This window comes from Paenibacillus harenae DSM 16969 (genome assembly GCF_000422465.1).
Taxonomy (GTDB): domain Bacteria; phylum Bacillota; class Bacilli; order Paenibacillales; family Paenibacillaceae; genus Pristimantibacillus; species Pristimantibacillus harenae.
Window position 1 is genome coordinate 938,586 of sequence record NZ_KE383842.1, and the last position, 17,636, is coordinate 956,221.

The window sequence follows — 17,636 nt, forward strand, 5'->3', positions numbered from 1 at the left end:
CCTGCGCTTATACAGAGAGGGGAGTTTTGCCATGTCAAACCTGAAAGCGCTTTATATGAATTTGCGAATCAAGCACAAAATGTTCGTCCTTATTTCCGTTATCATGCTGGTAGTCGCGGTGCTTGGCATCGTTGTCCAGCGATATACTTTCGATTTCTACGATCAGGAAATTTATCAGCAATCGTCCAAAGCGCTTCGTTTGTCCACGCTGAACATCGAGAACGAATTGAAGAAGATGGAGAAGCTCACCTTCATGCTCGCGACCGATCCGACGATCCAGCATTATTTGCGGTCGATTAAAAGCGGACTATCCGATTACGATAATTATGTCGTGCGAACAACGGTTCAGGAACGAATGGTCAATATCGGAGCGTTGGATAAATATGTGCTGTCGTCACAGCTCTATGACGTGAATGATAACGAATATGCCGTTGGCGCGAATTCGATCACGGTCAGCATGGAACGCTTAAATCAATTCAAAACGATGACGGCCGTTAACCAGGGCGGCATGACGTGGATTGCGCCAGGCGGCAAAGATCAATCGCTCATCGCCGCACGCGAGGTTCGTTCGTTCCAGCAGCTCAAGTTGGATAATATCGGAACGTTGGCGCTGCGGATCGATATGAATAAGCTCTTCAGCGATTTTGCCAAAGGGATGAACAGCAACGACGCCCGGCTCATCATCATGGAGGACAAGCAAGCGATCTACCCTGAAGCTTCGGAATTTCCGATCGAACGGCTTAACGAGATTACCGGCAGAGAAGGTTATGAAATCATCAGCACGGACGGAAAAAAGTATTTCGTCACGTACATGGCGTCAACCAAAACGGAGTGGACTTACTTCACGCTCATTCCGTTCGACAGTATATTTGACCGGGTCGTGAAGGTGAAGAATACGATTATCATCATTTTTATCGTACTGTTTGTCGCGATTTTATTAGTAGCGGTCGGCTTCGCGAACGGCATAACGGAACCGATCGAACGGCTGAATGCAAAAATGAAAAAGGTTCAGCTCGGCAACTTCGACTATGCGGACGAGCCGGGCGACCGGGCGCTGGCGATGGACGAGGCGGGGCAAATGCACCGGAATTTCAGGATTATGGTGGAGCGAATTAACGAGCTCATTCATGAGAACTACGTGAAGCAGCTCACGATCCGCGATACGGAGTTCAAGGCGCTGCAGGCTCAAATCAACCCGCACTTTTTGTACAATACGCTGGAATCGATCAATTGGTCGGCCAAGCTGAGTAACCAGACGCATATTTCACAGATGGTCGAAGCGCTCGGCTCGCTGCTTAGAACGTCCATCAATCAGAAGGAACCGCTCATTCCGATATCCCAAGAGCTGGAGATTATCGGCCATTACGTCACGATCCAGAAGTACCGCTTTGAGGAGAGGCTTGACTTCCACATCGATGTTCCGGATATGCTTCTGACTTGCCGAATTCCTAAGCTGTCCCTGCAGCCGCTCGTCGAGAATGCGATTAATTACGGGTTGGAGCAAATGATTGACACTTGTTCGATAAAAATTCATGCTTATACGGATCAAGAGTTGTTATTCATTACGGTACAGGATAACGGTCCGGGGATGGAGATCTCGTTCGTCGAGCAGTTGCTGGGCGGACAGGTGAAAACAAAAGGATCCGGGCTAGGACTTAAAAATATCGAGGACCGTATCAAGCTGCTGTATGGCGAAGCCTATGGTTTATCCGTCGAAAGCGCGCCTAACGAAGGGACGAAGGTGATCTTGATGCTTCCTTATGAAAAGAGGGATTTCCATGTATAAGGTGCTGCTGGTCGATGACGAGAGAATTATCGTTGAAGGCATATCCCGCACGGTGGACTGGCAAGCTTTCAATACCGAATTAGTCGGAACGGCCCGTAACGGGATCGAAGCGTTGTCCTTTATTGAAACTCATCTGCCGGACATCGTAATCTCCGATATCAAAATGCCGGGAATGAACGGCTTGCAGCTGGTTGAAAAAGTACATGAACAATTTCCGCATATCGCATTTATTCTATTATCCGGCTTCAGCGAGTTTGACTATGCCCGCACGGCGATGCAATTCGGCGTCAAGCATTATTTGTTGAAGCCCTGCAATGAAAATACGATTACGCAGGCAATGAGCGAGATCATAGGCGATCTGGAGAAGCAGCAGACGCAGGAAACCTTCATGCAGAACATCCAAACGGAATTATCGAAGGTGCTCCCCCACGCAAAGGAACAGTTTTTGAAGGAGCTCGTCACGAATAAGACTTACGGGCAGCGCGAGTGGGATGATTACGGCCAAATGTTCCGGATCAAGGTCGATAATGATCGGGTGCGGCTGCTGCTCTTTCAAATTGAAGGAGCCTTCGAGTTCGAGCATATGTTCGCGATCAAAAACATAGCGCAGGATGTTCTCGGCAAATCCATCGTCCTGCTCGGCACAACGATCGGCAAGCATGTCCTGTTGCTCATTAAGGCGATGGATGAAACGGAGACTTTATTCGCCCGGTTGATTGAAATTAAACAAACCTTTACGGCTTATTATAAAATGGATGCGACGGTCGCACTCAGCGACGCCGGCCAAATCATCGAGGCGCGCAAGATGTACCGCGAAACGCTGGAGTGCTTAAACTACCAGTATTATTTGGGTGAAGGCAGCATTATTACGAAGAAGGACATCGACCGGGAAGAAGAGACGGACCTTAAGCCGTTTATCTACGATGAAGAGCTGCTCTGCATGCATGTCAAGTCAGGAGATTGGGCTTTTGTGCAGGCGGAGCTTCAGAACTATTTTAATCTGCTGGCAGACAGCCGGATGGATACGAACTTATCCAAATCTTATGTCATCCCGTTATATATCTCGATCGTACGCCAGGGAAATCCCGAGGAAATTAATGATTATGTCAAAAAAATCGCAAGCTTTGACCAATTTCATACGCTGAGGATGATTGAACAGTTCGTCACGGAAAACGCGGAGCAGATTTGTTTGAACAATTATCGCTCCCAAACGCGGAAGCATTCCACGATTATTCAGAAGATGCTCGGAATCGCCCGGGAGCAGCTTGGCAATCCGGACCTGTCGCTCGGCTGGGTGGCAAGTGAAATTCTTTATATGAACGCGGATTATTTAGGCAAGCTGTTTAAGAAAGAAACAGGCGACAAGTTTTCGAATTACGTGGTGAAGCTTCGGATGGATAAGGCGATGGAAGAGATCGAGAAGACCGGAGACGTGAAGGTGTTTGAGCTGGCGGAGAAGCTTGGTTTTGGAGACAATCCGCAGTATTTCAGCCAAGTATTCAAAAAATATACAGGCTGCACGCCGTCCGAGTACAGAAGGTCGCCATAATGGCGACCTCTGTTTTTTTAACAAAGAAAGCGGTTTTTTGAATTCCTACGTTTCGACAATCCGCCTATAATAAACTTGTAAACAACATTAAAGAGTCTGGAAGGGGCGTAACACAATGAAAGCACGGAAAAAAATGCTTTTACTGCTTATGGCTTTCGCTCTCGTTCTCGTAAGCGCTTGCGGCGGCGGGAACTCGAACAATGCAGCGAATAACACAAACTCGGGAACAGAGGCGACGGATGGGACAGACGAAACGGCGGAAGCTAAGCCGGTCACCCTGCGAATCGCCTGGTGGGGCGGACAGCCTCGTCACGATTACACGATGAAAGTTATCGAAATGTACAAGGAAAAAAATCCGCATGTCACCATCGAGATGGAATATGCGAACTATGACGATTATTGGAAGAAGCTGGCTCCGCAAGCGGCTGCGAATGAGCTGCCGGACATCATTCAAATCGATACGCAAAACTACTCGCAATACGCAGGCAGAAATCAACTGGCCGATTTATCGCCATATCTGAACAATCAGATCGACGTTACCGACATTTCGCAAAATGCGATCGACGGCGGCAAGCTGGGCGATAAGCTGTACGGCATCAACCTTGGCGTAAATGCGCTGGGATTGAATTATGATCCGACTCTTCTTAAGAAAGCAGGCATCGATTCCATTCCTGAAAACTGGACTTGGGACAACTACGTTGAGATGGCAGGCAAAGCCAAAGCGGCTGGCCTATACTTCGATAGCGGCATGCGGGCGGAAGTATTCTTCGGATATTACCTTCGTACTCTAGGCAAAACCCTGTTTAATGCGGAAGGCAATGGCCTTGGCTATGAAGACGATCAAATGTTCACTGATTTCTTCGGCATGCTGGCTAAGCTGGTTATCGACGGCGCGGCTCCGGCACCGGATGTACTGGCTCAAATTAAGGGCGCTGAAGACAGCCATCTTGTGCTCAATCAAGGGATCGGCGTATGGCAATGGTCCAATCAATACGTTGGCTTGCAGCAGGTTGCTAACCGTCCGATGGCGATCGCTCCGATGACGGGTCCTAATATGGAAAAGGGTTTATTCTTGAAGCCAAGCATGTTCTTCTCCGTTTCGGAGAACTCGAAAGCGAAGGAAGAAGCGGCTAAGTTTATCAGCTTCTTCGTCAACGATATCGAAGCAAACAAATTGATCTTGGGCGACCGCGGCGTTCCGGTCTCCGCTAAAGTAAAAGAAGCTTTGAAAGAGGTTTCCACTGAGGCTCAAATTCAAGTGTACGACTATGTAGCTTGGGCAGAAGCGAACAGCTCGCCAATGGATCCAGCCGATCCGATCGGTTCCGCTGAAGTATTTAAATCGCTTACAAGCTTGGCTGAGCAAATGAATTACAACAAAATCAAGCCGGAAGAGGCTGCTAAGAAATTTAGAGATGAAGCAACCGCCATTCTTAAGAAAAACAAGTAAAATTGTTTGAGCAGAGGCGATGGCTGGTCGTTAGATCGGCCGTCGCTCTTTCATACTTGGCGCGTTAGCCGACGCATAGGAGTTGGAGAAGATGAAATCGCTATCACTCAAAAATAATTTGATCGGATACACCTTCATTGGTCCGTTCGTTATCGGGTTTTTATTATTCACCCTTGTTCCCGCGATAGCATCGTTATATTTCTCGGTTACGGATTATGATCTATTATCTACGCCGGCATTTATCGGTTTTGAAAACTATTCGTCTATGTTCACGGATGATTCGAAGTATTGGGCATCGCTTAAGGTAACATTTCTGTATGTATTTATCGGAGTGCCGCTTCGCTTAGCATTTGCCTTATTTATAGCTATGATATTAAACACAGCCTCGAAAGCAATCGGGTTATACCGGACGGTTTATTATCTCCCATCCATTATCGGCGGAAGCGTCGCCGTATCCATTATGTGGCGCAACCTGTTTGGGGATGAGGGAGTTATTAACCATTTCCTGAATGTACTCGGTTTAGATAGCGTGAGATGGTTCGCAGAACCGGTAGCAGCGCTCTGGATGTTGATTACGTTGTCGGTATGGCAGTTTGGTTCGTCTATGCTCATCTTCCTTGCCGGATTGAAAAACATTCCGCCGGAATTATACGAAGCGTCTAATGTGGACGGAGCAGGTCCTATCGTGCGTTTTTTCAAAATAACATTGCCTATGCTGAGCCCGATCATCCTTTTCAACACGATTATGCAAACGATCGGGGCGTTCATGACATTTGTTCCAGCCTACATCATTTCCAAAGGAGAAGGCGGTCCGCTTGATGGAACCTTGCTGTATTCCTTGTATTTATTCCGTCAGGCATTCGTCTATTTCGATATGGGCTATGCGTCCGCGATGGCATGGGTTATGCTCATCATTATCGCGATTCTTACGGGAATCTTGTTCTGGACATCTAAGAAATGGGTTCATTACGAGTCGAAAGGTGGCCATTAATCATGATGTTGAAAAAGCTGAAGTGGCCTGTTTATCACATCTTCGTTTCCTTGCTGGCAATCGGCATGGTTTATCCCGTCCTATGGTTGTTAATGAGCTCGTTTAAACAAAGCAATCTGATATTCGCTACCGCTGATTCACTTATTCCGCAGCCGTGGATATGGGAGAATTATAAGATCGGCTGGATCGGCATCGCGGGCCAGTCTTTCGGAAATTTCATCATGAACTCGCTTGAAATTGTCGTACTGTCGACCATCGGCGCCGTATTGTCTTCCGCATTCATCGCCTTCGGTTTTGCAAGATTGAATTTCGCCGGCAAAACGTTCTGGTTCGGTATTATGATGGTGACGCTTATGCTTCCGCATGACGTCGTGCTGGTGCCGCAATATATTTTGTTTGCGAAGCTGGAGTGGTTGAATTCCATTAAGCCGATCGTCATTCCGCAATATTTCGGCATTCCGTTCTTTATTTTCCTGCTCATCCAGTTCATCCGGACAATCCCGAATGAGCTGGACGAGGCGGCTACGATCGACGGCTGCGGGAAGTTCAGGCTGTTCTTCCGGATCATTCTGCCGCTGGTTGTGCCTGCGCTAGCGACGGCATCCATATTTTCTTTCTACTGGCGCTGGGAGGATTTGCTCGGACCGGTTCTTTACTTAAACCGGCCAAGCTTGTATCCGGTATCGATGGGCCTGAAGATGTTCCTGGACAGCGATACGGTATCGAACTGGGGAGCGATGTTCGCCATGTCGATCGTCAGTCTGATTCCTGTACTTGCTATTTTCTTCGCATTTCAGAAGTACATCGTTGAAGGAATCAGTACAAGCGGGTTGAAATAATATTTGGAAAGCTCAAGGGAGAGGAAGATGGAAATGCCGCAGCTTCAATTTGACGAAAACCACATTCGTGACGTAATCGACCGTGTAGTAGACCGTACTTTTAGAATGGACTTCAGTTGGGATTGGCCTGGCGGCGTTGCTTTCTACGGCGTGGCCGAAGCTTATGAAGCAACGGGCAACGAGCGTTACATTCAATTGCTAAAGGAATGGGTAGACGAGAAGCTGGAAGACGGGCTGCCAAAGCTGTCCGTGAACGGCGTATCGATCGGCCATTCACTTATCTCTCTTTATAAAGCGACCGACGACCAAAAATATTTAGACGTCGCCATTCAAATGGCGGAATACTTAAAGCATGATGCGGTTCGGTTCGCGGATGGCGTTTTCCAGCATACGGTCAATTCGGAAACGTACAATTTTCCGGAGCAGGCTTGGGTCGACACGATGATGATGGCCGGTTATTTCCTCGTTCGCATGGGGCATTTGCTCAATCGAACCGACTATTTGGAGGACGGCCTAAAGCAATATCACGGACATGAGCATTTCCTGCAGGATCCGGTATCCAATTTGTATTATCACGGCTGGGACAATATCGCGCAAAATCATATGTCTTCGATCTTCTGGGCGCGCGGCAACTCCTGGGCCGCTCTGACAATGGCGAAAGCACTGCCTCATATCGCGGTGCAGCACCCGTCCTTCATGATTATCGAGGGCTCCATGCGCGATCAGCTCAGCTCGCTTGTTCGACTGCAAGATGATAACGGTCTATGGCATACGGTCCTCAACGACGACACTTCGTATTGCGAAACATCCGGCTCAGCGGGTATAGCCGCTAGTTTGTTCGTATTCGGTTCACTCTATAACAAATATATCCAACGCTCGATTAGCGGGATTTTAGGTCAAATTACGGAAGATGGCTCGGTTCTGAACGTATCCGCAGGCACGGCAGTGATGAATGACCTGCAAGGCTACCGCGATGTTGCCCATAAGCGGGTTCAAGGCTGGGGACAAGGGCTTGCTTTAGCTTTCCTGGCAGAGCTGCTCCAGTCCAAAAAAAGAGTATTTTAAGAGGGAAATAAGGTTGTCGGTTGGTAAGGACTTATGATAATGTTGCATTAAATATCCATTAACGGGAAAGCATCCAGGGAACGCTTGCGCTGTTGCGGGCGGGTTCAGGATGCTTTTTTGGTTATTTCGAAAGGAGCGGAGCTTATGAACAGTCAATTTTCGCCTTTCCCAATCCTGAATAAAGGCGATATCGTCGGGGGGCGTTACCGCGTTGCGGGAATGATCGGACGCGGCGGAATGGGTGCGGTATATGCGATGGAGGATTTGAAGCTTGGAGGCATGCTTAGAGCCGTGAAAATAACCCGAATGCCGCCGGACGCCAATCACGCCTTTACGGATGAAGCTCAAATGCTCATGAAGCTGAATCATCCTCATCTCCCGCATCTAATCGATTATTTTCGAATGGAGGAGCATGGCTGCGACGCGCTTGTGATGGATTATTTTCACGGTCAGACGATTTCGTCTTATTACGGCGGATCTTATGTGCGCTTTCATTTTTCTCAAATCGTATACATCGGTCTGCAGCTTTGTTCCGCTTTACGGTATTTGCATCAGCAGTCGCCGCCGATCGTCCATCGGGATTTGAAGCCTTCCAATGTGATGATAGACGGGAAGGGAGAGGTTAAGCTGATTGATTTCGGCATTTCCAGACTGTACAAGGAGGACGGGACGCAGGATACGGTTCAACTGGGGACGGTAGGCTTTGCGGCGCCGGAGCAAGCCGGAGGCGGCCAGAGCGATGCGAGAACCGATATATACGGTCTTGGATCGCTGCTTTATTTCATGGTTACGGGTGGAGCGCTTTTTCAACACCCGGATGGGAGTATAAGCGCAAGAGATCAGTTTAAGCGAGCGCAGACGGACATGCGGCCGGGTCTCAAGCCGATACTTGAGCGAATGCTGCAGGCCAAGCCTTCGAACAGGTATCAAACGATGGGGGAAGCGGAGGAGGATCTCAAACAATTGGCGCTCGGGAACCTGGAGACATGTAATTACGCTGCGGAGCATAGGCTCAAACCTTCCTTTCATGCAAATCTCTGCTTTCGGATCTGCGTCGTTTCGATCGCTCCCGGCGCAGGCGCGACGTTTCTGACACTTACTATGGCATCCTTGTTAGCGGAGGCGGGTTTATCGGTAACGGCCGCGGAATACGGCGGCTTGCGGCCCGAGTGGCATGCCCTTCTAACCCGTCAATTTCAAAACCGGAAAGCGGCTGCTCCGGAAAATACGGCATTTGATGATCGTTATTTTCATTTTAAGCAGCGGGATTTTGACTTGAATTGGTTTGCGTTAGAGCCGAGCTTCAAGGAAAACCCGACCATCGGAGGGGAAGGGCAGAAATTCGAACAGATGCTGCGCCAATCAGGCAGTGCCGTACAGCTGCTTGACCTGTCCGGCAAGTGGGGGGAGCCGGAGGCGATGCAGCTGCTGCTTCAAGCTAGAATCGTCCTCGCAGTAGGCGATCCGGCCGTATATAAGTGGCAGGCGTCCGGGCTGCAGAAGCTTGCAAGCATCCAGCAGGAGCTGAGGCAGAACGGCAGATCGCTCATCTGGGCCGCCAACAAGGACGTCAGCTTCCGCGGCCGGAACGAATGGCTGTCGTTGTTTCCGGTCAGGCCGGCGGCCGTTATTCCGCATCTGCCATCGGCAGACATTCTAAATGCTCATTGGAACGGCGATCGGCTAACCGGCGCGGCTAAGTCAGGAAAAAAGCTGCATCAAGCAATGAAGCCTCTGATGGCTGCGATTTACAATGAATTTAACACAAAATAGACGTATTTATGGTACAATGATGCGTGCATATAAGGCATAAGCATTCATGCCTGAGTATGGAAGTTGCAAGAATGGAGCTAATCATAACATGAGTTTGTTAACAGTAGAGCAATTATCACATACGTTTGGCGATCGCGTTTTGTTTAAAAATGTTTCCTTCCGGCTGCTCGCGGGCGAGCATGTCGGACTTGTCGGGGCGAACGGCACAGGAAAATCAACGTTGATGAACATTTTGACCGGAAAGCTGCTGAAGGACGAAGGGAAGGCGGAATGGACGCCCCGCGTCCGTTACGGTTACCTGGACCAGCATACGAAGCTGGAAACGGGCAAAACCATCCGCGATGTCCTTAAGGATGCGTTCGCTCCGCTGCTCGTATTGGAGCAGGAGCTGAACGAGATCGCACTGCAGATGGGAGATGCGGATCCGGATACGCTCGACCAGCTGCTGATCCGGATGGGGGAAATTCAAGAGGAGCTGGAAATCGGAGATTTCTATCTGATCGATGTGAAAGTCGAGGAAATGGCCAACGGTCTCGGTCTCAGCGCAATCGGCTTGGATCGCGACGTTGCCGCGCTTAGCGGCGGACAAAGGACGAAGGTCTTATTGGCTAAGCTTCTTCTGGAGAAGCCTACGGTCCTATTGCTTGACGAGCCTACGAACTATTTGGACGAAGAGCATGTCAATTGGCTGACGAACTATTTGAAAAACTACCCGTACGCCTTTATTCTTATATCGCATGAAACGGGCTTTATGAACCAGGTGGTTGACGTTATTTACCACTTGGAATTTGCGAAGCTAACCCGATATTCCGCTAATTACGAGAAGTTTCTGGAAATGGCGGACATGAATAAGTCGCAGCATCTCGAAGCCTATGAGAAGCAGCAGGACTACATTAAGAAGCAGGAAGACTTTATTCAAAAGAATAAAGCGAGGGCTTCAACCTCCGGTCGCGCGAAGAGCCGGGAGAAGCAGCTGGACCGGATCGAACGGATCGACCGCCCGGAAGAGGCGCCGAAGCCGACGTTTAACTTTAAAGAGTCGAGAACGAGCGGCAAAACGGTTTTTGAAGCCGAAGGCATGGTTATCGGTTATTCGAAGCCCCTTCTGCCAAGGATGAATGTGCTTATTGAACGCGGCGACAAAATAGCGATCGTCGGCTGCAACGGTGTAGGCAAATCAACGCTCTTGAAGACGATTCTAGGCGTCATCCCTCCGTTGGAAGGGCAATTATATCTTGGCGACTTCTTAAATCCGGCCTATTTCGAGCAGGAGGCGAAGGCGCCTTCGCTTACGCCGCTGGACGATGTCTGGAACGAATTCTCGTTCATGAACCAGCATGAGGTACGGGCCGCGCTTGCGCGCTGCGGTCTGAAGAACGAACATATCACGCGTTCGCTTAATCAATTGAGCGGGGGAGAGCAAGCGAAGGTACGCCTATGCAAGCTCATGCTGCGCGAGAGCAACTGGATTTTGTTCGATGAGCCGACCAACCATCTGGACGTCGTGGCGAAGGCCGAGCTGAGACGCGCCCTTCAAGCTTACAAAGGGACGGTCGTGCTGGTCTCACACGAGCCGGAATTCTATGAGGATTGGGTTTCAAAGATATGGGATGTTGAAGCTTGGTCCATGCAGAGCTAGGGGTGAACCGATAATGGCTGAAAGAGCGTTTGGCCTGAGAGCGCTTGGAGAAGTGTTTCTGGCCGCGTTGAAGCTTGGTCTTACTTCGTTTGGCGGTCCCATTGCCCACATAGGTTATTTCCGCGAGGAATATGTTACGCGCAGGAAATGGGTAACGGATCGCAACTTCGCGGATTTAGTCGCGTTATGCCAATTCCTCCCCGGACCGGCCAGCAGCCAGCTGGGGATGGCCATTGGCGCGAAGCGGGCAGGCGTAATCGGCGCAATTGCCGCGTGGATCGGCTTCACGCTTCCTTCGGCGGTGCTGATGATCGCTTTTGCCTATGGCGCGCAATCGTTAGTCGCAGATGAAGCAGGCTGGCTGCAAGGATTGAAGCTTGCGGCCGTAGCGATCGTAGCGCAGGCGGTTTGGAGCATGTCGCGATCGTTGGCGCCGGATCGGCTGCGTGCGACAATCGTCCTTGTCACCGCAAGCGTTGCGATTCTTTGGCCCACGATGGCGGGTCAATTGGTACTGCTTCTTCTATGCGCCGGCATTGGCATTGCTGTCTTTAAACCGGGGACGGATACGAAAGGCGAATCGGCGTTTGTTGACGGTCAGCGTGCAATAGGCCGCGGATTTGCCGTCAGTATGCTTGCTCTTTTTTTCCTGCTCCTTATCGGTCTGCCGGTCGTCAGCTATTGGTCCGGCTCCCCTCTTTTATCCTTAATCGACAGCATCTACCGAGCAGGCTCACTCGTATTCGGCGGGGGACATGCCGTATTGCCGATGCTGGAAACAGAGCTGCTAAGTTCGGAGCAGCAGCTGTTAACAAGCGATCAATTTATGGCAGGCTACGGTGCGGTGCAAGCGGTACCGGGTCCGTTATTCACATTTGCGGCTTACATCGGCGCAGCGATGCAGACGGGACCGATGCGAATCGGGTATGCCGTCATTGCGCTGCTTTCCATTTTTCTGCCTTCGTTTCTGCTAGTAATAGGAGCTCTTCCTTTCTGGGAGGCACTGAAGAGGAACAGGCTCGCCCAATCGGCTTTAATGGGAGTGAATGCCGGTATCGTCGGCATTCTGCTTGCAGCCCTGTATGATCCGATTTTTGTCGACACGGTAACTTCCGCCAAACAGCTGGTGTTTGTTCTGATTTTGTTTGCTTTTCTTCAGTTCTGGAAGCGTCCTGCGTGGCAAGCGGTCCTGCTTGCGGCGATTGCCGGTCTACTGATCCTGTAGATCGGCTTACTTGCATTTGTGATACAGCTTCATTATGATGAAAATATCCGTTCTTGTGTAAGAACGGCGGTTTTTAATAAATGCTAATACTTGACTTCAACCATTAATTGACAACCGGAAGTTGGTGAACCTCTTAGATGAAAGAACGTATTCTTGTCGTGGAAGACGAAACAGGGATTTCCCGCATCCTGCAGCTGGAGCTGGAGCATGAGGGCTACACGGTGGGGACGGCCGCCGACGGCCGCACCGGATACGAAATGGCCTCCTCCGGAGAATGGCAGCTCGTGCTGCTTGATGTGATGCTGCCCGAGATGAGCGGGATCGAGGTGCTGAGGCTGCTTCGGCAGGCCGGCAACCCGGTGCCTATTATATTATTAACCGCACGAGATACGGTGCCCGATAAAGTAAGTGGATTCGAGCACGGCGCGAATGATTATATAACGAAACCGTTTGCGATGGAGGAGCTCCTTGCCCGGGTCCGTAACATATTGCGTATTTTCCAGCAGCATCCCCGCGAGGCGGAAGGCTCGGATATGATCAAGGTGGGCGACCTGACGATCGAGCTGCGAACACGCAAGGTGTACCGCAAGGATATTCTGATCGAGCTGACCCCGCGCGAGTTCGAGCTGCTTGTTTATTTGGTTGAGAATAAAAATGAGGAAAAATCGCGGGAAGACATTTTATCGGAAGTATGGGGCTATGACTTCATCGGCGAGACGAACCTGGTCGACGTGTATATCCGTTATTTGCGGCAGAAGCTGGATAAAGGCTACCGCCACAAGCTCATTCATACGGTACGCGGCGTAGGTTACATGGTTAAGGAGCCCGATGCATGACGCTCCGCAAAAGGTTTACGCTGTTTACGATTTTTTGGTTCATATTCATCCTGATTTTATTTAATATATTCGTTTATTTCTATGTGATTAAGATCACGACGGAAAGCGAAGAAGAAGTGATTGCCAACAAGGTCACTCTTATGCTGGAGAATCCCAGAATTCAGAGCAGCCGAGGACTCAATACGCCGGAGCTGCTCAACGAATATTATAACGTGAACGAAATGATTCGTATTATCGTACCGAATAATAGAGTCGTGAATATTACAGGCTCCGATCCGCTTCTCTTGCAGCTTCCGGCAGCGTTTGAGGCCCAGCATACGACCGGCAAGATTATGAAGGGCGGGGAGCGCATCTTGTATATGCGCGTCCCCCTTTACGAGGGAAACCGCGTCATTGCGATGCTTGAGATTAACCGTATCCTGGATGAGCTGGATAACTACCTGCAGGTGCTTGTCGCTGCGCTTAGCATAACGAGCGGCGGCGCGATTTTGTTTGCGATATTCGGTACCTATTGGTTTACATCCAGACTGACGGCGCCCATTCAACAGATGGTCAATACGATGCGTGAGATCGACCGGAGCGGGAAGCTGAGGCAGATTGAGCTGAGCAACCGCGAAGAGTCTGCAGAGCTGCTTCAGCTCGTCCGCGCTTTTAATCAAATGATCGGGCGGCTCGACCGGACGTTCGCGAAGCAGAAGCAGTTCGTCGCCGACGCGTCTCATGAGCTGAAGACGCCGCTGACGGTAATCAGCAGCTATGCCGGCATGTTGAAGCGCTGGGGACGCGATGATGAAAGCTTGCGCGACGAAGCGATCGAGGCGATCGACAAAGAAGCGAACCGGCTGCAAAATTTGACAAAATCGATGTTGATGCTTGCCGAGGCCGAACAAGAGGATTGGCTGAAGCTGGAGCTTTTTGATGTCGTCCAAGTGGTTGATGAGCTTTCCACGATGCTGCAGACGACTTTCGGACGGCCGATTCGGGTCAAAGCGTTCTCGAAGGTGGTCAAGATGGTGGGCGACAAGGATAAAATAAGGCAGTTGCTCGTCATATTGCTCGACAATGCGATCAAGTATTCGAAGGATCCGATCGATGTCACCGTAACGCTCGTAAGAAATATTGTTAAGATCGAGGTTAAGGACAAAGGAATGGGCATTCCGGAGAATGAGATCCCGCATCTGTTCGAAAGGTTCTACCGCGTTGACGGCGCAAGAAGCCGCGCGACCGGCGGAGTCGGGCTGGGATTATCCATTGCGAAGCGGATCATTGATCTGCACGAAGGCAAGGTCGATGTATTCAGCTTGCCGGATCTTGGTACGACGATCACTTTGCAATTCAAGCAGCGCAAGCAATAACTACGGCAACGGAGGGGAAGCCGGATGAAGTTTCGCACGGCAGCGGTACAATATCATTTGGAGGACATCGGCTCGTTCGAGCAATTCGCGGAGCAGGTGACGCATTATGTGCGGAACGCTTCCGAATACGGCGTTCAGTTTATTTTGTTTCCCGAATTTATGACGACGCAATTGCTATCCATCGGAGACGGGAGGGGGCGTGCGCTTCCGATCGGGCGATTGCCCGATTTTACGGAAGCTTATTTGCATTTGTTCACTTCATTAGCGAAGGAGTACGGCATATCCATCGTCGGTGGAACGCATGTTGTAGAGATGGAGGATGGCAAGCGCAGAAATGCCGCGCATCTGTTCCACCCGGACGGGAAGGTCGACGTGCAGCACAAAATTCATTTGACCCCCACCGAGGTAAGCGAATGGAATATGTCTCCGGGCGAAGGCCTGGACGTTTTCGAAACGCCGTTTGGCACGATTGCGATGCTTACCTGCTACGATATCGAGTTTCCTGAAATCGTTCGTATGGCGCGGGCGAAGGGAGCGGACGTCATTTTCTGCCCTTCCTGTACGGACGACAGGCACGGCTTCTACCGGGTCAGGTACTGCTGCCATGCAAGAGCGGTTGAGAACCAGGTATATATCGTAACTACGGGGACGGTCGGTTCACTTCGCAAGGTTGATTTCATGCGCGCCAATTTCGGCCAGGCTGCGGTCATCGCACCGAATGACATCCCTTTCCCGCCTGCAGGCATCTTATGCGAAGGAGTCGTCAATGACGATATGCTGGTTGTCGCGGATCTTGATCTTGCGCTTCTGGAGGAAGTAAGGGTTAAGGGCTCGGTTACGACCTGGCGCGATCGCCGAACTGATTTATATCCCGACTGGAGCTGACTATTCCCGATCTTTTGACAAGCCGGTACGAAGGGAGGGACTGTTCTGCGCAAAGAACTGTATTTGTACGTAGACGGAAAACCTCAAAGAGCCGTTATCCGCAATTATGGGAGACCCGATTTTCAATCCATGATCGATGTGCAGAGAGCCAGCTTCCCGCCGCCTTTTCCGGAAGAGCTTTGGTGGAACGAGGAACAATTGAACGAGCATGTTACCCGTTTCCCCGAAGGAGCGATATGCGCGGAAATCGAAGGGCGGTTAATCGGTTCGATGACGGGACTGATCGTGGCTTTGAAGGATAACGGACATTCGCATGATTGGGAGTCGATCACCGGGGGCGGATATATCCGCAACCATAATCCGGACGGGGACACCCTATATGTCGTCGATATTTGCGTCATACCGGAGTATCGCCAGTCAGGCATCGGCAAGTGGCTGATGCAGACGATGTACGAGACGGTTGTACAGCATGGGCTCCTCAGACTGCTCGGTGGCGGGCGGATGCCGGGATACGGCGCGCGTAAGCTTGAGGTTTCGCCTGAACAATATTTGGAAAACGTGCTGATGGGTATATGGAAGGACCCCGTAATCAGTTTTTTGCTGCGCTGCGGCCGTATGCCGGTTGGCATTGCGCGAAATTATTTGGAAGATGAGCAATCCGGGAACCATGCCGTTCTTATGGAATGGCGCAATCCGTTTAAATGAAGGAGAGGGCATTCATTTGTTAACTTATCATCGCATTACTTCCATTCGAGACCCGTATTTCGGTTCCTTACATAAGCTGCTTCAAACCATATTCCCGCCGGAGGAAGTTCTTGCTTACGAGCTATGGAAGGAACCGTTGGAGGACCCGTCGATCCATGTGTATGCAGCCATATACGAAGGCGAGGTCGTAGGCTCGACGGAGTACCGGTATTATCCCGAACTTCGGGTAGCAATGACTGACTTTACAATTATCGGTAAAGCGCAGCTCGGTATCGGTCGTTTCTTGCTGCGGAACCGAGAGCGCGACTTGCAGCGGCTAGCCGAGCAATCGGGTACGACGTCCATTGGGATGTTCGCCGAGATCTATGACCCGTTCCGGGCGGCAGACCATTCGTTCGGGGGCATATCGCCGATGAATCCGTATGTCCGCCGTGAAGTATTGTCGCATATCGGCTACAAACGATTAAATTTATCCTATGTGCATCCCTCTTGGGATCATGCAGGCGAAGCCGTAACCGAGCTCGACCTTGGCTTCCTGCCTGCGGACGATGGGCAACAAACGATTGATGCGTCTCTTGTTGCGTCATTCCTGGAGGGCTACTATTCGGCACTCCCGAATAAGCCGGAGCAGTGGCATAGCATGATGGATCATATCCGGGCATCGGAGACGATTGAGCTGCTGCCCCTATGACAAAGCTAATTTTCCGCGGTACAGGCGACTCCATGGGCGTGCCGCGCGTTTATTGCAGATGCGAAGTATGTGAGGAAGCAAGAACGACGAATACGAACCGGCGCTACCGGTCTTCCATGCAAATCGAGGACCGCGAAGCAGGCACCATATGGATTGATTGCGGACCGGATTGGGGAAAGCAGATGGAACAGGCTTCGTTGATTGAGATTGACACGATGCTCATCACCCACGCGCATTTCGACCATATCGGCGGCTTGCCGGAGTGGGCCGACGCCTGCCGCTGGCAGAAGAAACGCGGCGTAGCTTACGCTCCTTCCGAGGTTATCCAGGAAATTTCGGCACGGTTTCCGTGGCTTGCCAATCAAATCTCGTTCCAGTCTTTTGACGAAGCGATCACGCTCGGCAGCTGGAGAGTTTCCAGCTGGCGCGTTAACCATGGCAAGAACGGCTACGCGTACGCGTTCTTGTTCGAGCATAGGTCGAACGGTTATAAATGGGCTTACTGCTCCGATTCCATCGGGCTGACGGAGGATCAGCAGAAGCCGCTGTTCGGACTCGATCTGCTGGTGCTCGGCACCAGCTTCTATCATGAACCATTTGCTTATGAAACCCGGTCTGTCTACGATGTGACGGAAGCGGTCGAGCTAACGGCGAAGTGGGGGGTCAAGCGCACCTTGCTTACGCATTTGTCGCATGATATTGACCAGAGGAAACACTATCCGCTACCGGATACGATGCAATTCGCCAATACCGGTCTGACTCTTACTATATAATTTCTTCAAATGCGCGATTGCCGGGTTGACAACCGACCCGGCTTTTTTGTACATTTATGAAGTAAGGCATGAAA

15 protein-coding genes are annotated in these 17,636 nt (G+C 50.7%); all 15 read left to right on the plus strand.

Translation table 11 applies throughout. The features are described from left to right. Positions 1-31: 31 nt before the first annotated feature. Entirely contained in the window at positions 32-1,786 is a 1,755-nt protein-coding gene (locus H581_RS0114660) for a sensor histidine kinase (protein ID WP_028610665.1), read from the plus strand. After that, complete coding sequence (locus tag H581_RS0114665) at positions 1,779-3,335, plus strand: response regulator transcription factor (RefSeq protein ID WP_028610666.1); 1,557 nt, start codon at positions 1,779-1,781, stop codon at positions 3,333-3,335. The genes H581_RS0114660 and H581_RS0114665 overlap by 8 nt, the downstream gene beginning before the upstream one ends. Positions 3,336-3,450: 115 nt before the next feature. Further along, the gene (locus H581_RS0114670) at positions 3,451-4,785 is read left to right on the plus strand and encodes an ABC transporter substrate-binding protein (protein ID WP_036718631.1); all 1,335 of its coding nucleotides are present in this window, start codon (positions 3,451-3,453) and stop codon (positions 4,783-4,785) included. 91 nt (positions 4,786-4,876) lie between these two features. After that, positions 4,877-5,776 (plus strand): carbohydrate ABC transporter permease, encoded by a 900-nt coding sequence (locus tag H581_RS0114675; RefSeq protein WP_028610668.1) that lies wholly within the window; start codon positions 4,877-4,879, stop codon positions 5,774-5,776. A gap of 2 nt (positions 5,777-5,778) precedes the next feature. Further along, a complete protein-coding gene (locus H581_RS0114680) occupies positions 5,779-6,615 on the plus strand; it encodes a carbohydrate ABC transporter permease (RefSeq protein ID WP_028610669.1) in 837 nt (278 codons plus the stop codon). A 33-nt stretch (positions 6,616-6,648) separates the two neighbouring features. After that, a complete protein-coding gene (locus H581_RS0114685) occupies positions 6,649-7,680 on the plus strand; it encodes a glycoside hydrolase family 88/105 protein (RefSeq protein WP_028610670.1) in 1,032 nt (343 codons plus the stop codon). A gap of 144 nt (positions 7,681-7,824) precedes the next feature. Next, positions 7,825-9,453 (plus strand): serine/threonine protein kinase, encoded by a 1,629-nt coding sequence (locus tag H581_RS36450; protein WP_156889586.1) that lies wholly within the window; start codon positions 7,825-7,827, stop codon positions 9,451-9,453. Between the two features lie 88 nt (positions 9,454-9,541). Beyond that, on the plus strand, positions 9,542-11,092 hold the full coding sequence (locus tag H581_RS0114695; RefSeq protein WP_028610671.1) for an ABC-F family ATP-binding cassette domain-containing protein: 1,551 nt from the start codon (positions 9,542-9,544) through the stop codon (positions 11,090-11,092). A 13-nt stretch (positions 11,093-11,105) separates the two neighbouring features. Further along, positions 11,106-12,317, plus strand: coding sequence for a chromate efflux transporter (gene chrA, locus H581_RS0114700; protein ID WP_028610672.1), 1,212 nt, complete (start codon positions 11,106-11,108; stop codon positions 12,315-12,317). Positions 12,318-12,454: 137 nt separating this feature from the next. Further along, the gene (locus H581_RS0114705) at positions 12,455-13,153 is read left to right on the plus strand and encodes a response regulator transcription factor (protein ID WP_028610673.1); all 699 of its coding nucleotides are present in this window, start codon (positions 12,455-12,457) and stop codon (positions 13,151-13,153) included. Then, positions 13,150-14,508 carry a sensor histidine kinase gene (locus H581_RS0114710; protein ID WP_028610674.1) on the plus strand — a complete coding sequence of 453 codons (1,359 nt, stop codon included), beginning with the start codon at positions 13,150-13,152 and terminating at the stop codon, positions 14,506-14,508. The genes H581_RS0114705 and H581_RS0114710 overlap by 4 nt, the downstream gene beginning before the upstream one ends. 24 nt (positions 14,509-14,532) lie before the next feature. Then, the gene (locus H581_RS0114715; RefSeq protein WP_028610675.1) at positions 14,533-15,393 is read left to right on the plus strand and encodes a carbon-nitrogen hydrolase family protein; all 861 of its coding nucleotides are present in this window, start codon (positions 14,533-14,535) and stop codon (positions 15,391-15,393) included. A gap of 129 nt (positions 15,394-15,522) precedes the next feature. Further along, positions 15,523-16,098 (plus strand): GNAT family N-acetyltransferase, encoded by a 576-nt coding sequence (locus tag H581_RS0114720; protein WP_084134652.1) that lies wholly within the window; start codon positions 15,523-15,525, stop codon positions 16,096-16,098. Then, entirely contained in the window at positions 16,061-16,789 is a 729-nt protein-coding gene (locus H581_RS0114725; protein WP_051250806.1) for a hypothetical protein, read from the plus strand. The genes H581_RS0114720 and H581_RS0114725 overlap by 38 nt, the downstream gene beginning before the upstream one ends. Then, positions 16,786-17,562 carry an MBL fold metallo-hydrolase gene (locus H581_RS0114730; protein WP_028610678.1) on the plus strand — a complete coding sequence of 259 codons (777 nt, stop codon included), beginning with the start codon at positions 16,786-16,788 and terminating at the stop codon, positions 17,560-17,562. The genes H581_RS0114725 and H581_RS0114730 overlap by 4 nt, the downstream gene beginning before the upstream one ends. Positions 17,563-17,636: the final 74 nt, after the last annotated feature.

Coding starts and splice junctions, on each gene's coding strand:
- H581_RS0114660 (WP_028610665.1), top strand. CDS start 32: ATGTCAAACCTGAAAGCGCTTTATATGAATTTGCGAATCAAGCACAAA.
- H581_RS0114665 (WP_028610666.1), top strand. CDS start 1,779: ATGTATAAGGTGCTGCTGGTCGATGACGAGAGAATTATCGTTGAAGGC.
- H581_RS0114670 (WP_036718631.1), top strand. CDS start 3,451: ATGAAAGCACGGAAAAAAATGCTTTTACTGCTTATGGCTTTCGCTCTC.
- H581_RS0114675 (WP_028610668.1), top strand. CDS start 4,877: ATGAAATCGCTATCACTCAAAAATAATTTGATCGGATACACCTTCATT.
- H581_RS0114680 (WP_028610669.1), top strand. CDS start 5,779: ATGATGTTGAAAAAGCTGAAGTGGCCTGTTTATCACATCTTCGTTTCC.
- H581_RS0114685 (WP_028610670.1), top strand. CDS start 6,649: ATGCCGCAGCTTCAATTTGACGAAAACCACATTCGTGACGTAATCGAC.
- H581_RS36450 (WP_156889586.1), top strand. CDS start 7,825: ATGAACAGTCAATTTTCGCCTTTCCCAATCCTGAATAAAGGCGATATC.
- H581_RS0114695 (WP_028610671.1), top strand. CDS start 9,542: ATGAGTTTGTTAACAGTAGAGCAATTATCACATACGTTTGGCGATCGC.
- chrA (WP_028610672.1), top strand. CDS start 11,106: ATGGCTGAAAGAGCGTTTGGCCTGAGAGCGCTTGGAGAAGTGTTTCTG.
- H581_RS0114705 (WP_028610673.1), top strand. CDS start 12,455: ATGAAAGAACGTATTCTTGTCGTGGAAGACGAAACAGGGATTTCCCGC.
- H581_RS0114710 (WP_028610674.1), top strand. CDS start 13,150: ATGACGCTCCGCAAAAGGTTTACGCTGTTTACGATTTTTTGGTTCATA.
- H581_RS0114715 (WP_028610675.1), top strand. CDS start 14,533: ATGAAGTTTCGCACGGCAGCGGTACAATATCATTTGGAGGACATCGGC.
- H581_RS0114720 (WP_084134652.1), top strand. CDS start 15,523: ATGATCGATGTGCAGAGAGCCAGCTTCCCGCCGCCTTTTCCGGAAGAG.
- H581_RS0114725 (WP_051250806.1), top strand. CDS start 16,061: ATGCCGTTCTTATGGAATGGCGCAATCCGTTTAAATGAAGGAGAGGGC.
- H581_RS0114730 (WP_028610678.1), top strand. CDS start 16,786: ATGACAAAGCTAATTTTCCGCGGTACAGGCGACTCCATGGGCGTGCCG.